Origin of the sequence: Amycolatopsis thermophila, assembly GCF_030814215.1 — a bacterium.
GTDB classification, from domain to species: domain Bacteria; phylum Actinomycetota; class Actinomycetes; order Mycobacteriales; family Pseudonocardiaceae; genus Amycolatopsis_E; species Amycolatopsis_E thermophila.
In genome coordinates this window covers 2,819,748-2,833,370 of record NZ_JAUSUT010000001.1, presented here as the reverse complement: position 1 = coordinate 2,833,370, position 13,623 = coordinate 2,819,748, and the positions used below count along the sequence as shown (strand labels likewise).

The window sequence follows — 13,623 nt, the reverse complement described above, 5'->3', positions numbered from 1 at the left end:
GGTCGTGACCGGCGACGCGTGCGCAGATACTCCGACCCGGACCACCAGGCCTCGAAGGAGCAGCCGTTGAACACCCTCGCGCAGACGTCCGCCGCCCCGGTGTCGGCTTCGCGGATCGCGATCGCCAGTTTCATCGGCACGGCCATCGAGTTCTACGACTTCTACCTCTACGGCACGGCCGCGGCCCTGGTGTTCGGGCACCAGTTCTTCCCGACGTTCTCCGCGCTCGCCGGCACGCTGGCCGCCTTCGCGACGTTCGGCGTCGGGTTCATCGCGCGCCCGATGGGCGCCGTGGTGTTCGGGCACTTCGGCGACCGCGTCGGCCGCAAGGCGATGCTCGTGGCGTCGCTGCTGGTCATGGGCACCGGCACCGTGGCGATCGGCGTGCTGCCCACCTACCACGCGATCGGCATCGGCGCGCCGATCCTGCTGGTGCTGTGCCGGTTCCTGCAGGGGTTCGGGCTCGGCGGCGAATGGGGCGGCGCGGTGCTGCTGGCCACCGAATACGCGCCGAAGAACCGGCGCGGGCTGTGGTCGAGCTTCCCGCAGATGGGCCCGGCGATCGGGTTCATCATCGCCGGCGCCGCGTTCCTGGTGCTGGGCCGGACGATGTCGGAGCAGTCCTTCGACGACTGGGGCTGGCGCATCCCGTTCCTGGCCAGCGCCCTGCTCGTCGTGCTGGGCTACTACATCCGGATGAAGATCGCCGAGACGCCGGTCTTCGAGCGCGCGATGGCCGAGCACGACAAGGCGAAGGTGCCGATCGTCGAGGTCGTGAAGCGGCAGCCGGCGACGCTGCTGCTGTCGACGTGCGCGTTCATCCTGGCGCACACGCTCTTCTACACGATCACCACGTTCTCCCTGTCCTACGGCACCACCGTGCTGAAGCTGGACAAGAACATGCTGCTGATCTGCGCGATGATCAGCGCCCTGGTGATGGGCCTGGCGACGCCGGTGCTGGCCACGTGGTCGGACCGGGTGGGCCGGAAACGGGTCTGCCTGGGCGCGGCGGTGCTCGCGGTGGTGTGGGCGTTCCCGATGTTCGCGCTGATCAACACGGGCAACCCGGTGCTGATCGCGCTCGCGATGGCGGTCGGGATGATCGCGTTCGCCGCGCTGTTCGCCCCGATGGGCGCGTTCCTGCCGGAGCTGTTCGCGACCCGTTACCGCTACACGGGCGCGTCCATCGCGTACAACGCCAGTGGCGTGATCGGCGGTGGGGTGAGCCCGATCCTGGCGACGCAGCTCATCGCCGCGACCGGTTCCTCCCTGCCGGTGTCCGGGTACGTCGCGCTGATCGCGGTGATCTGCGCCGGCTGCGTCTGGTTCCTGCGCGAGACCCGCGGCGGCGACCTCGGCTGACCGCCGAAAAAAATCGGCGGCGCTGTCCAGAGCGGTGGGAGGCTGTTCGTCCTTATCGTGAACACCGGCGATCGGCGCCGGTGCCCACCACGGAGGAGCAGCCATGCCCACCTATGCCGCCCTGCTGTACACCGAGGACGTCGACTGGTCGCAGCCCGAGCACGCGGAGACGACCAAGCAGTACATGGAGTTCGGCCAGGCCGCGGCCGCCGTCATCAGGGGCGGCAAGGCGCTGTACCCGACCTCGACCGCGACCACCGTGCGGGTCTCCGGCGGCGACGTCCTGACCAGCGACGGCCCCTACGCCGAGACGAAGGAGGCGCTGACCGGGTTCTACCTGTTCGAATGCGCCGACCTCGACGAGGCCGTGCGGGTCTCGGCGAAGCTCCCGGCGGCCCGGAACGGGGTCGTCGAGATCCGGCCGGTGATCGAGTTCTGACGGTGGAAACCGGTGACGCGGTCGCGAGGCTGGTGCGGGAGGAGGGAACTCGCGTACTGGCCACGCTGATCCGCGTCACCGGCAGCGTCGACGTCGCCGAGGACGCGGTGCAGGACGCCGTGGTCCGGGCGCTGGAGACCTGGCCGCGTGACGGCGTGCCGGACAACCCGCGCGGCTGGCTGCTGGTCACCGCGAAGCGGCGGGCGGTCGACCTGTTCCGCCGCGAGGCCGCCCGGTCCGGGAAGGAGGCGGCGGCGATGCCGTTCCCCGAGCCGGAACCGGCCGAGGTGGTGCGGGACGACCTGCTGCGGCTGGTGTTCACGTGCTGCCACCCGGCGTTGTCGTTGGAGGCGCAGGTGGCGCTGGCGTTGCGGACGCTCGGCGGGTTGTCGACCGCGGAGGTCGCGCGGGCGCTGCTGGTGCCCGAGGCGACGATGGCGAAGCGGTTGACGCGGGCGAAGCAGAAGATCGCGCAGGCGCGGATCCCGTACCGCGTGCCGGACGCCGCGGAGTTGCCCGACCGGCTGACCGGTGTGGCCGCGACGGTGTACCTGATCTTCAACGAGGGCTACGCGGCGGCGGCCGGATCGGATCTGGTGCGGCTCGAGCTGGTCGACGAGGCGGTCCGGCTGGCGCGGCTGCTGGCCGGGCTGATGCCCGACGAGCCGACCGTGCTGGGCCTGCTCGCGTTGCTGTTGCTGCAGAACTCGCGGCGGGACGCGCGGGTGGACGCGGCCGGGGTGCCGGTGCTGCTGCCGGACCAGGACCGGTCGCGGTGGGACGTGGCGGCGATCAAGGAGGGCGTGTCGCAGCTGGGCCGCGGGCTGCGGCGGGCGGCGGTTCCCGACCGGTACGTGGTGCAGGCCGCGATCGCCGCGTGCCACGCACTGGCGCCGTCCTACGCCGAGACGAACTGGGACGCGCTGATCTCGTGGTACGACGTGCTGCTGGAGGTGGCGGACACGCCGGTGGCCCGCCTGAACCGGGCGGTCGCCGTGGCCGAACGCGACGGCCCGGCGGCCGGTCTGGCACTGGTCGACGGCATCCCGGGGCTGACCGAGTACCCCTGGTGGCACGCGACGCGCGGGGAGCTGCTGAACCGGCTGGGCGCGGCCGCCGAAGCACGAACCGCGTACCGGCGCGCGCTGGCGCTCGGACTGAGCGACCCGCAGGCCGCCCACCTGCGCACGCGCCTCGCCGACCTCGGCTGAGCCGACGCGCCGGCGGTGGAGGGTCGGGATGCGCCTGGCCGACTCGCCGCGGGCGCGCAAGCCCGGGACCGGGGTGTCTGATCACCGCCTCAGCGCGACCGGCGGGTCACGCTGGGGGTCGCGCCCCGACTGCTCCCAGAGGCGCGCCGGAGGCCACACGGCTCCCCGGGGCGAGCCACAAGCGCGGGTTGCGCGACCGATTCGCCGCCGTCCACCTTGTGCGGCCGTGCGGCGGCCGCCTGCCGCGGCCCGATCACCAAGCGCACCCGCGGCCGGACCGGCGTGGCCGTGCGACCGCGAAAGCGCGACCCCGCGGGTCGGGCTCCCGGGCAGCACGTAGCGCGAGCGCGTCGCGCCGGAGGCCCTGCGGCGCCCAGTGGGCGACCCGCAGGTACGGGACAGCCGTTGCGACCCGCGGGCGCGGGTTGCGCGGGCGGATCGCAGGTTGCCCGGGCTGATCGCCGCCGTCCACGTTGTGCGGCCGTGCGGCGGCCGCCTGCCGCGGCCCGATCACCAAGCGCACCCGCGGCCGGACCGGCGTGGCCGTGCGACCGCGAAAGCGCGACCCCGCGGGTCGGGCTCCACGGGGCAGCACGTAGCGCGAGCGCGTCCCGCCGGAGGCCCTACGGCGCCCAGCGGGCGACCCGCAGGTACCAGACAGCCGTTGCGACCCGCGGGCGCGGGTTGCGCGGGCGGATCGCGGGTTGCGCGGGCGGATCGCCGCCTTCCACTGTGCGCGGCCGTGCGGCTGCCTCCCGCGGCCCGATCACCAAGCGCACCCGCGGCCGGACCGGCGTGGCTCACCACCGCGCGACCGCGGCGGAAGCGCGACCCCCGCAGGTCGAGCTCCCGAGGCAGCACGTAGCGCGAGCGCGTCGCGCCGGAAGCGCTGCGGCGCCCAGCGGGCGGCCCGCGGACGCGGGTCACGCGAGCGGGTCGCCGCCGTCCGCCGTGCGGCGGCCGCCTCTCTCGGCCGGCTCGCCGCGGGTGCGAGAGGGCAGCCGCAGCGGTGTAGCACACCACCGCGCGACCCCCGCGGCAGCGGGTGGCGCGAGCGCGCGGAGCGTCAGCCGGCTGTCTCCTGCGTCGCCGTCTCGGGGATCACGCCGAGTTGCTGCAGGGTGCCGAGCATGTCGTAGTTGACCCAGCTCTCGACGATCCGGTCGTCCTCCCACTTGTCCCAGCCCATGCCGGTCATCACCCAGGACTTGCCGGTGCCGGGGATGCCGCGGAAGTCGTGCCGGGCGGTGCCGCCCATGGTCCACCGCATCGCGCTCAGATCGCCCTCGACGACGACGTCGTGCACATCCACGTGCAGGTCCGGGCACGCCGTGCGCAGTTCGCTGATCTGCTGGCGGAGTTCGCCGGGCCCGGAGGTCGGGAACGTGGGGTCGTGGAACGAACAGTGCTCGGCGAACAGTTCGCCGAAGACCTCCGCCTCGCCCTGGTTCCACATCCGGTCCATCCCGCGGCGCAGCTTCTCCCTCCGCTCGTCCGGAGTCATGGTCCACCTCCTTCGGCCGCGGTGGGGCGGGCGGCGCCCGCTGACGACGTCCGCGGCCGCGTTCCGCAGTGGACGCCCGGGAACCGGGGCGCGGCAAGGGTCTTACGGCTCTTTATCGCACCGCACGCAGCGAACCCGGCCGCCGTCCGTCGAGTTCGTTCACCGCGGCCGCCGTCGCTTCGTCGGCGGGGAGCTGGACCACCAGACGTTGCTCGTCCGCGTCGGGCAGGGCGAGGGTTTCGTAGGTGAGCCGCAACTCGCCCACCACCGGGTGCGCGAACCGGTCCACTCCGGTGCCGCGCAAGGGAATCCTGGCCGTCAGCCGTTCCGTGAACGCCGCCCCGGCCGCCACCGACAGCTCCTCGGTGAGCAACGCCAGTTGCGGATCATCGCGGTGCGTTTCCACGCGCAGGTTCGCGATCTGCCGGTCGGCGACGGCGTCCCAGTCCGGGAACACCGCGCGCGCCCGCCGGTCGGTGAACACGAACCGGGCCAGGTTCGGCGGTTCACCGTCGAGCAGGCCGGCCGGGCGGGCGAGGCGGTCGAAACCGTCGGTCCACGCGATGACCTCGCCGATGCGGTTGACCACGTGCGCGGGCGTGGGCTCGAGCCGGTCCAGGATCGCGCGCACCGGGGGACGCACCTCGCGGACCGGTGGACGGCTGGCTTCGCACAGGGTGCGGTCCTTGTGGCGCGTCAGGATCAGGCGCAACTGCCCCCGCGCCTCCGGCGACAGCCGCATCGCGTCCGCGAGCGCGCCGAGCACCTGCGGCGACGGGTGCCGGTCGCGGCCCTGTTCCAGCCGCGACAGGTAGTCGATGCTCACCCCGGCCAGGGTCGCGAGTTCGGCGCGGCGCAGGCCGGGCGTGCGGCGGCGCGGGCCCGTGGGCAGCCCGACCTCGGCGGGTGTCACCGCTTCCCGGGCGGTGCGCAGGAACTCGCCCAGCTCGTTGTCGCTCACCGGACCGACGTTACCGGCGCCGCGTGCCGTGAGGGTCGCCCTCCGAGGGCCAGTCTCAGCGCGGCCTTTTTCCGGCCGCCGCGCGGCGGCACCGTCGAAGGCATGACAGAACTCCACCTCGCGGTGATCATCGGCAGCGTCCGGCAGCAGCGGTTCGGGCCGGTGGTCGCGAACTGGTTCCTCGACGCGGCGGCCCGGCACGGCCGGTTCACCGTGGACCTGATCGACGTGGCCGACGTCCCACTCCCCCTCGCCCTGCCGGCAGGCCCCGGCGAGCCGGTGCCGCCCGAACTGCACGACGTGTCGGCGCGGCTGGACCGGGCGGACGCGTTCGTCGTGGTCACGCCGGAGTACAACCACAGCTACCCGGCCGCGCTGAAGCACCTCATCGACTGGCACCACACCGAATGGCACGCCAAGCCCGTCGGGTTCGTGTCCTACGGCGGGCTCGGCGGCGGGTTGCGTGCGGTGGAGCACCTGCGGCAGGTGTTCGCGGAGACGCATTCGGTGACCGTGCGGGACGGCGTGAGTTTCGACCAGCACTGGGCGAAGTTCGGCACCGACGGCCGCCTGCTCGACCCCGAGGGCCCGGACGGCGCGGCGAAGACGTTGCTGGACGAACTGGTGTGGTGGGCGGAGGCGCTTCAGAACGCCCGGGCGCGGCGGCCGTACGCCGAGCGGTAGCGGGCCATGCGGTGCGCCGTGTACCAGAGGAGCCCGAGGCTGACGGCGGCGAGCACGATGTAGGCGATCGGGGTGCCGAGGCTGTCCCAGGTGGCGTGCAGGGCCACGGCGACGATGAACACGGCCACGAACCGGCCCACCGCGCGGGACCGACCGCGGCGCCGGGCCGCGGCCCACAGGGCGGCGGCGGTCAGCCCGGTCCACGCCATGTGCGTGGCCGGGCTGAGCACGCCGCGGAGCAGGAGCGTCTGGTCGACGGCGCCGATGTTCCCCTGGGACTTGAGGAACGCGACGAGCGCGTAGCCCATCGTCTCGAGCGCCGCGAAGCCCGCCCCGGACGCGACGCCCAGCAGCAGGCCGGTGGCGGTCCGCTTGTCGGTGACGAACAACAACAGCACGGCCGGCCCGAGGAGCTTGCAGGTCTCCTCGATGACGCCGACGCCGACCATCTGGAGCGGCCCGAGGTCCTTGAGCACGTCGTACTCGAGCGACCCGGCCGTGACGACGCCGACGACGCCCCCGACACACGCCACGAGCCCCACGAGAACCGGATCGACGCCGAACGACAACCGCCGGCCCCACACGAACGCGACGAACGTCGCCGGCCCGACGACGGCACCGAGCAGGATCAGGGACGGCACCAGGTTCGGGTTCTCGGTGTCCAGGAGCACCCGGCGCACCGACTCGAACAACCCGAGCCCGACGACGAGGACGAGCACCCAGGCCCAACGCCCGGTGGCGGTTCGGGTGAGGTTCTCGGTCCGCATCGCTGACGCCCCTCCCGGTCGGATGGCCCGTGACCGAAGTCGCCGGAACGACGAACAGCGTTACCCGCCGACGGATCCGCACGGTCCCTGGCCCGCCCTTCACGCAAGGTCCGGAAACTCGAACGAGAGCGCGACACAGGCATGGTCCGCACGACCGGTCACGAGTGGACGGTCGAGAAATGGCGGTCGACAAGGACATCGTTCCGGGAATCGGCGCGCACACACATCGAACGGTTCTCTGCGCGTCTCCGAAAGGAAGGCGCCAATTCGGCAACGCTGCAACAGGTCCACAATGCCCTACGCGCGTCTCTTAACGAAACCGAGCGACGGAACCCGGATCATGCGCAATCCGATCCGCGCTGTGCCGGTTTGCGCAGGTCACGGGAATGCTCACGGTACCGCGAGCGTTGCAACGGCAGGTATGGCAGCACGGCTGCGACCCGCACGAGCAATGTGGTCGCAAGCGGGGCGCCGACTGCCCAGCACGACACAGCGGCGCCCTCGTCGTCGTGGAGCCCCCAATCCCGAGCCGGGCGGCGCTGAGACGAGCTACGACAACGGGCCGGCAGCCGCTTCGGTACCGGGCTGAACGAACAATCGAGACGAGGCCGGACCAGGGTGTTTCCTGCCACACCGAAACGCCCTGGTCCGGAGGGGAGCCGACTAGGGGGCTCGAACCCCTGACCTGCTGTTTACAAGACAGCTGCTCTACCAGCTGAGCTAAGTCGGCCTGATCGCGGTCATCCTAGCAACCCCTGCCGGGCCCCTGGGATTCGTGGATGATCGTCGAAGTGGCGCACGCCACGGTTGCCCCTTTGCAACGACCGGCGTGATCGAGGCGATGCGTAGCCGGGAGGCCAATCAAGGAGGTGACGGCCGCATGAACAGCACCCAGCGCGTCCGGGGCCCGGTGACCCGCAGGCGCGGCTGGCACATTCTCGAGGCGCCGGCGGATCCGGACGTCGACAAGGCCAATCGGCGGCGGCGGGCGACCGAGCCGCGTCGCCGGGCCTGGCACATCCTGGAGGCGCCGACCGGCGAGCAGCCGGCACCGGACGCGACCACGGAACTCGGCCCGGCCCTGCCCGACGAGGCGACGGTCAACTTCGTCCTCGACCTGGTCCTGCGCATCGGCGAGGTGCAGATGGCCAGCGGCGCGGGCGCGTCCGACGTGACGGCGACGATCCTGTCCCTCACCGAGGCGTTCGGTCTCCCGCACTGCGAGGTGGACGTCATCTTCACGTCCATCACCGTGACGTGCCACCGGGGCACCGACGCGAACCCGATCACCGCGCTGCGCGTGGTGCGCTCCCGCAGCCTGGACTACACCCGCCTGTCGCAGACCGAGATGCTCGTCCAGCGCTGCCTGCGCGGGCACCTCAGCGCCGAAGAGGCCTACACCGAGCTGCACCAGATCACCACGGCGCCGCACCCGTACCCGCGCTGGTTCGCCACGCTGGCTTGGGGCGGCATGGCCTTCTTCATCACCCTGCTGCTCAGCGGCACCCTGGACGTCGCGATCGGCGCGCTGATCATCTCCGCGCTCATCGACCGCCTGGGCCGCGTGCTGAACCGCGTCGCGCTGCCGTTCTTCTTCCAGCAGGTCGTGGGCGGGCTGCTGGCCACCAGCATGGCCACGTTCGCGGTGAACACCGACCTCGTCCCGGCCAAGTTCTCCACACTGGTCGCCGCGGCGGCCATCACCGTGTTGCTGTCCGGCCTCTCCACGGTCTCGGCCGTGCAGGACGCCATCACCGGGTACAACGTGACCGCCGCCGGCCGGACCATGGAAACGGTCCTGATGAGTGCCGGCCTGATCACCGGCGTCGCGCTCGCGCTGAACATCGCCAAGGCGCTCGGGTTCACCCCGGCCGAACCCGTCCTGCCCGCGCAGACCGCCGACAGCCTGCTGGTCATCGCGCCCGCCGGCGCGGCGGCGGCGGCGTGCTTCGCGATCGCGAGCTACTCGACCCTGCGGTCGATGCTGGTGGCCGCCGCCGCGGGCGCGATCGGCGCCGGCGTGTACGGCGCACTGCTGATCGTGGGCCGGTTCGACGCCATCACCTCCTCGGCCGTCGCCGCCATCGTGGTCGGGTTCTCCGGTGGCGTGCTCGCCCGCCGGTTGAAGGTGACGCCGCTGGTGGTGGCGGTGTCCGGGATCACCCCGCTGCTGCCCGGTCTGTCCACGTACCGTGGCCTCTATGAACTGGCCACCCAGAGCAACGGCAACCTGTCGACGCTGATCAAAGCGGCCGCGATCGGGCTTGCGCTGGCCGCCGGCGTGGTACTCGGGGAGTACCTCGCACAGCCGGTTCGCACCGGTCTCGGCCGGCTCGAACGGAAGCTCGCGGGCCCGCGCATGGCCGGCCCGCTGCGGACGACCGAGCGGAGACTGGAGTAGCCGTCCTCGACCCACCGCGCGGTGGATCTTGGTTCGCCGTCGCGGGATAGTGTTCAGGCGAGCAAGGGAGCGTAGCTAGGTGAGCGAAGCAGGGATCGGCACGGCTTCGGCGGACTTCGTCGTGGTCGCCAACCGGCTGCCCGTCGACCTCGAGCGGACGGCCGACGGCAACCAGCGCTGGACCGCGAGCCCGGGTGGTCTGGTGTCGGCGCTGGAGCCGTTCCTGCGTTCCCGCAAGGGCGCTTGGGTCGGGTGGCCCGGGGTGCCTGGTGTCGACGTCGACCCGTTCAGCGACGAGGGCATGGTGCTCTACCCGGTCTCCCTGTCCACCGAAGAGGTCCGCGACTACTACGAGGGCTTCTCCAACGCCACGCTGTGGCCGCTCTACCACGACGTGGTCGCGCCGCCGGTGTTCGACCGTGGCTGGTGGGAGAGCTACGTCCAGGTCAACCGCCGCTTCGCCGAGGCCAGCGCGGAGGTCTCGGCCGAGGGCGCCACGGTCTGGGTGCAGGACTACCAGCTGCAGCTCGTGCCGAGCATGCTCCGCGAGCTGCGGCCCGACCTGCGCATCGGCTTCTTCCTGCACATCCCGTTCCCGCCGGTCGAGCTGTTCATGCAGCTGCCGTGGCGGGCGGAGATCGTGCGCGGCCTGATCGGCGCCGACCTGGTCGGCTTCCACCGGCCCGGCGGCGCGCAGAACTTCCTGTGGCTGGCCCGCACGCTGCTCGGCCTGGAGCCGAGCCGCGGCGCGGTCGGCGTGCGGTCCCGGCCGGGCATGATGCAGGTCGGCAACCGCACGGTCCGGGTCGGCGCGTTCCCGATCTCGATCGACGCCGCCGGCCTGGACACGCTCGCCCGCACCAAGGAGGTCGCGGAGCGGGCCGCCCAGATCCGCCGCGACCTGGGCAACCCGAAGACCGTCCTGCTCGGGGTCGACCGCCTGGACTACACCAAGGGCATCGACCTGCGCCTGCAGGCCCTGCACGAACTGCTCCAGGAGGGTCGTGTCCAGCCCGAGGACGTCACCTTCGTCCAGCTGGCGACCCCGAGCCGGGAGCGCGTCGAGCACTACCAGCGGATGCGCACCGAGATCGAGCAGATGGTGGGCCGGATCAACGGCGAGTTCGCCCGCGTCGGGCACCCGGTGGTGCACTACCTGCACCAGTCGGTGGACCGGCGGGAGCTCGCCGCGTTCTACAGCGCGGCGGACATCATGGTGGTCACGCCGTTACGCGATGGGATGAATCTCGTCTGCAAGGAGTACGTCGCGTGCCGTCACGACCTCGGCGGCTCGCTGGTGCTGTCCGAGTTCGCCGGTGCCGCCGCCGAGCTGACCAGCGCTTTTCTCGTCAACCCGCACGATCTCGACGGGGTGAAGAACGCGCTGGAGGCGGCCATTACGCTCGACCCTGCCGAGGGCAGACGCCGGATGCGCGCGTTGCGGCGTCAGGTCCTCACCCACGACGTCGACAGGTGGGCACGGTCGTTCCTCGAGGCGCTCGGGTCCGAACCGGCCGCCTGAGTGGCCAACCTGCGCCCAACATGTTCTTGAGCTCCTTAAGGAGGAGTGGTGACCGCCGAGTCCCTGCCCGCTGAGCTGCGCCGTGCGATCGTGCAGATCGCTCGCACGCCGCGATTGCTGGTCGCATGCGACTACGACGGGACCTTGGCTCCGATCGTGACCAACCCGGACGAGGCGCGACCGCTGCCCGAGTCGGTGGGCGCGCTGCGCTCGCTGGCCGGGCTGCACGAGACGACCACCGCGGTCATCTCCGGCCGCGCGCTGCGCGACCTCGCCATCCTGTCGCGACTGCCGCACGAGGTGCACCTCGTGGGCAGCCACGGTTCCGAGTTCGACATCGGCTTCGTGCACGAGCTCGACGCCCAGGCGCGCGACCTGCACCGGCGGGTCGAGCAGGAACTCGAGCGCATCGCCGGCGACGTGCCGGGCGTGTCGCTCGAGGTCAAGCCCGCCAGCATCGCCGTGCACGTCCGCCGCGCCGACCGCGACGCGGCCCGCCGCGTGCTCGACGAGGTCCACAGTGGACCGTGCACCTGGGAAGGTGTGACCACGACCGACGGCAAGGAGGTCGTCGAGCTGGCGGTCGTGCAGACCGACAAGGGCCGCGCCCTGGACACCCTGCGCCACCAGGTCGGGGCCACCGCGGCGATCTTCCTCGGTGACGACGTCACCGACGAGAAGGCGTTCGCGCGGCTGTCCGGCCCGGACGTCGGCGTGCGGGTCGGCGAGGGCGAGACCCTCGCGACGTACACGGTGCCGGGCACCGAGGACGTCGCGACCGTGCTGGCGTTCATGCTGGAGGAGCGGCGCAACTGGCTCTACGGCGAGCAGGCGCCGCCGATCGAGCGGCTGTCGATGCTGTCGAACGAGCGCGCGGTCGCCCTGGTCACCCCGGACGCCCGGCTGACCTGGATGTGCCACCCCGGCCCGGACGCCCCGGCCGTGTTCGCCGACCTGCTCGGCGGCACCGGCGCCGGCCACTTCTCGATCAAGCCGCATCACAACGGGCTGCCGCTGGGCCAGCGGTACCTGCCGAACACGATGACGGTGGAGACCCGCTGGTCGCGGCTGCTGGTCACCGACTACCTGGAGCCCGAGTGCCCGCCGCACCGCACCGACCTGGTGCGGGTCATCTCCGGCACGGCCGCCGCGTCCGTGGTGTTCGCGCCGCGGCCGGAGTTCGGCGGCGTGCCGGTGCGGCTGGTGCCGGACCCCGACGGTCTGCGCGTGCTGGGCACGTCCGAGCCGATCGTGCTGCGCTCGCCGGGGGTGGCGTGGGAGATCACCAGCGACGGGCTGCATGACACCGCGACCGCGCTGGTCCAGCCGGCGCAGGACGCGCCGGTGGTGCTGGAGCTGCGGTGCGGCACGACGGACCTGACCGCGCACGAGCTGTCCGAAGCGGACCGCCGCGCCCGGGCGGGCGCGTACTGGAGCGACTGGGCGACCACGCTGAAGCTGCCGAACGTGGAGCCGGAGCTGGTGGCGCGCTCGGCGTTGACGTTGCGCGGGTTGTGCAACGCCGACACCGGTGCGGTGCTGGCGGCGGCCACGACGTCGCTGCCGGAGGAGATCGGCGGCGTGCGGAACTGGGACTACCGCTACTGCTGGATCCGCGACGCGGCGTTCACCGTGCGTGAGCTGGTCGGGCTGGGGTCGGTGACCGAGGCAGAGGGGTACCTGCGGTGGCTGCACGGGGTGCTGTCGACGCTGGCCGGCCCGGAGCGGCTGCACCCGCTGTACACGATCAACGGCACCCAGCTCGGCGCCGAGGCTGTGATCGACTCGCTGCCGGGGTACGCCGGTTCGCGGCCGGTGCGGGTCGGCAACCTGGCGAACCACCAGGTGCAGCTGGACGTGTTCGGTCCGGTGGTCGAGCTGGTGGCCGAGCTGGCGCAGGTGCGCGGCGAGCTGCGGGACGAGGACTGGCAGCTGGTGCGGGCGATGGCCGAGGCCGTGACGCGGCGCTGGTCGGAGCCGGACCACGGCATCTGGGAAGAGCGGCACGTGCCGCGGCACCGGGTGTACTCGCGGGTGATGTGCTGGGTGACGGTGGACCGCGCGATCCGCCTCGGTGAGGTGTACGGGCGCGAGATCCCGGCCGGCTGGCACGAACTGCGCGAGGAGATCGCGGCCGACGTGCTGAGCCACGGCTGGAACGACGAGGTTCAGGCGTTCACCACGGCCTACGACGGCACGGACCTGGATGCGGCGTCGCTGTTCGTCGGGCTGGCCGGGCTGATCGACCCGTCGGACGAGCGTTTCCAGTCGACGGTGACCGCGATCGAGGCCGAGCTGCGCAGCGGGTCCACGGTGTACCGCTACCGCCGCGACGACGGCCTGCCGGGCGGCGAAGGCGGGTTCCACCTGTGCGCCGCGTGGCTGATCGAGGCCTATCTGCTGACCGGGCGCCGCACCGAGGCGGAGGAACTGTTCGAGCAGCTGGTCGACGCGGCCGGCCCGACGGGCCTGCTGCCGGAGCAGTACGACCCGGTCGCCGAGCGCTCGCTGGGCAACCACCCGCAGGCGTACTCGCACCTGGGCCTGATCCGGTGCGCCAAGCTGCTGTCCGCCTGACGCGCTTTTCGACGGCCCCCTCCGCCCCGGGCGGAGGGGGCTTTTCGTTCGCCGCGCCGTCCGGGCGGCGTAGCTCCACCCCGGCACAGCCGCGCCGCGCGACCCTCTCCGACCAGGCTCGGCCCGGTCGCCGGGCCTCCGAGGCCTCGGCGTACCCCGGTCGCGGCCGGGCGGCCCGGCCTCCGGCTAACCGCC

At 72.3% G+C, this 13,623-nt stretch carries 10 protein-coding genes and 1 tRNA gene; 7 read left to right on the top strand and 4 right to left on the bottom strand.

Annotated features, from left to right (window positions below; all coding sequences use genetic code 11):
• Positions 1-18: 18 nt before the first annotated feature.
• From FB470_RS14100 to FB470_RS14090, 3 genes are all read left to right on the top strand, one after another.
• Positions 19-1,362, top strand: coding sequence for an MFS transporter (locus tag FB470_RS14100; protein WP_442320133.1), 1,344 nt, complete (start codon positions 19-21; stop codon positions 1,360-1,362).
• A gap of 103 nt (positions 1,363-1,465) precedes the next feature.
• A complete protein-coding gene (locus tag FB470_RS14095; protein ID WP_306991796.1) occupies positions 1,466-1,801 on the top strand; it encodes a YciI family protein in 336 nt (111 codons plus the stop codon).
• Positions 1,802-1,803: 2 nt separating this feature from the next.
• Positions 1,804-3,012, top strand: a complete 1,209-nt coding sequence (locus FB470_RS14090; RefSeq protein ID WP_306991794.1) for an RNA polymerase sigma factor — start codon at positions 1,804-1,806, stop codon at positions 3,010-3,012.
• Positions 3,013-4,078: 1,066 nt separating this feature from the next.
• On the opposite strand, the gene FB470_RS14085 is transcribed toward FB470_RS14090, so the two are convergent.
• Together FB470_RS14085 and FB470_RS14080 are read right to left on the bottom strand one after the other, a co-directional pair.
• Complete coding sequence (locus FB470_RS14085; RefSeq protein WP_306991792.1) at positions 4,079-4,516, bottom strand: ester cyclase; 438 nt, start codon at positions 4,514-4,516, stop codon at positions 4,079-4,081.
• A 112-nt stretch (positions 4,517-4,628) separates the two neighbouring features.
• A complete protein-coding gene (locus FB470_RS14080; RefSeq protein WP_306991790.1) occupies positions 4,629-5,477 on the bottom strand; it encodes a helix-turn-helix domain-containing protein in 849 nt (282 codons plus the stop codon).
• Positions 5,478-5,579: 102 nt separating this feature from the next.
• Between FB470_RS14080 and FB470_RS14075 the strand changes: the two genes are divergently transcribed.
• Positions 5,580-6,161, top strand: coding sequence for an NADPH-dependent FMN reductase (locus FB470_RS14075; RefSeq protein ID WP_306991788.1), 582 nt, complete (start codon positions 5,580-5,582; stop codon positions 6,159-6,161).
• Here FB470_RS14075 and FB470_RS14070 read toward each other — a convergent pair.
• Both FB470_RS14070 and FB470_RS14065 read right to left on the bottom strand, forming a co-directional pair.
• Positions 6,122-6,928: a PrsW family glutamic-type intramembrane protease gene (locus tag FB470_RS14070; protein WP_306991786.1), complete on the bottom strand. Its 807-nt coding sequence runs from the start codon at positions 6,926-6,928 to the stop codon at positions 6,122-6,124. The two genes, FB470_RS14075 and FB470_RS14070, sit on opposite strands and share 40 nt — an antisense overlap.
• 657 nt (positions 6,929-7,585) lie before the next feature.
• Positions 7,586-7,658: transfer RNA gene (locus FB470_RS14065), tRNA-Thr, on the bottom strand.
• A gap of 150 nt (positions 7,659-7,808) precedes the next feature.
• On the opposite strand from FB470_RS14065, the gene FB470_RS14060 reads away from it, so the two are divergent.
• The 3 genes from FB470_RS14060 (at position 7,809) to otsB (ending at position 13,428) form a co-directional block, all read left to right on the top strand.
• Complete coding sequence (locus FB470_RS14060; protein WP_306991785.1) at positions 7,809-9,329, top strand: threonine/serine exporter family protein; 1,521 nt, start codon at positions 7,809-7,811, stop codon at positions 9,327-9,329.
• A 79-nt stretch (positions 9,330-9,408) separates the two neighbouring features.
• A complete protein-coding gene (locus tag FB470_RS14055) occupies positions 9,409-10,851 on the top strand; it encodes an alpha,alpha-trehalose-phosphate synthase (UDP-forming) (protein WP_306991783.1) in 1,443 nt (480 codons plus the stop codon).
• A 48-nt stretch (positions 10,852-10,899) separates the two neighbouring features.
• Complete coding sequence (gene otsB / locus FB470_RS14050) at positions 10,900-13,428, top strand: trehalose-phosphatase (protein ID WP_442320132.1); 2,529 nt, start codon at positions 10,900-10,902, stop codon at positions 13,426-13,428.
• Positions 13,429-13,623 lie beyond the last annotated feature (195 nt).

Coding starts and splice junctions, on each gene's coding strand:
- FB470_RS14095 (WP_306991796.1), top strand. CDS start 1,466: ATGCCCACCTATGCCGCCCTGCTGTACACCGAGGACGTCGACTGGTCG.
- FB470_RS14085 (WP_306991792.1), bottom strand. CDS start 4,516: ATGACTCCGGACGAGCGGAGGGAGAAGCTGCGCCGCGGGATGGACCGG.
- FB470_RS14075 (WP_306991788.1), top strand. CDS start 5,580: ATGACAGAACTCCACCTCGCGGTGATCATCGGCAGCGTCCGGCAGCAG.
- FB470_RS14070 (WP_306991786.1), bottom strand. CDS start 6,928: ATGCGGACCGAGAACCTCACCCGAACCGCCACCGGGCGTTGGGCCTGG.
- FB470_RS14060 (WP_306991785.1), top strand. CDS start 7,809: ATGAACAGCACCCAGCGCGTCCGGGGCCCGGTGACCCGCAGGCGCGGC.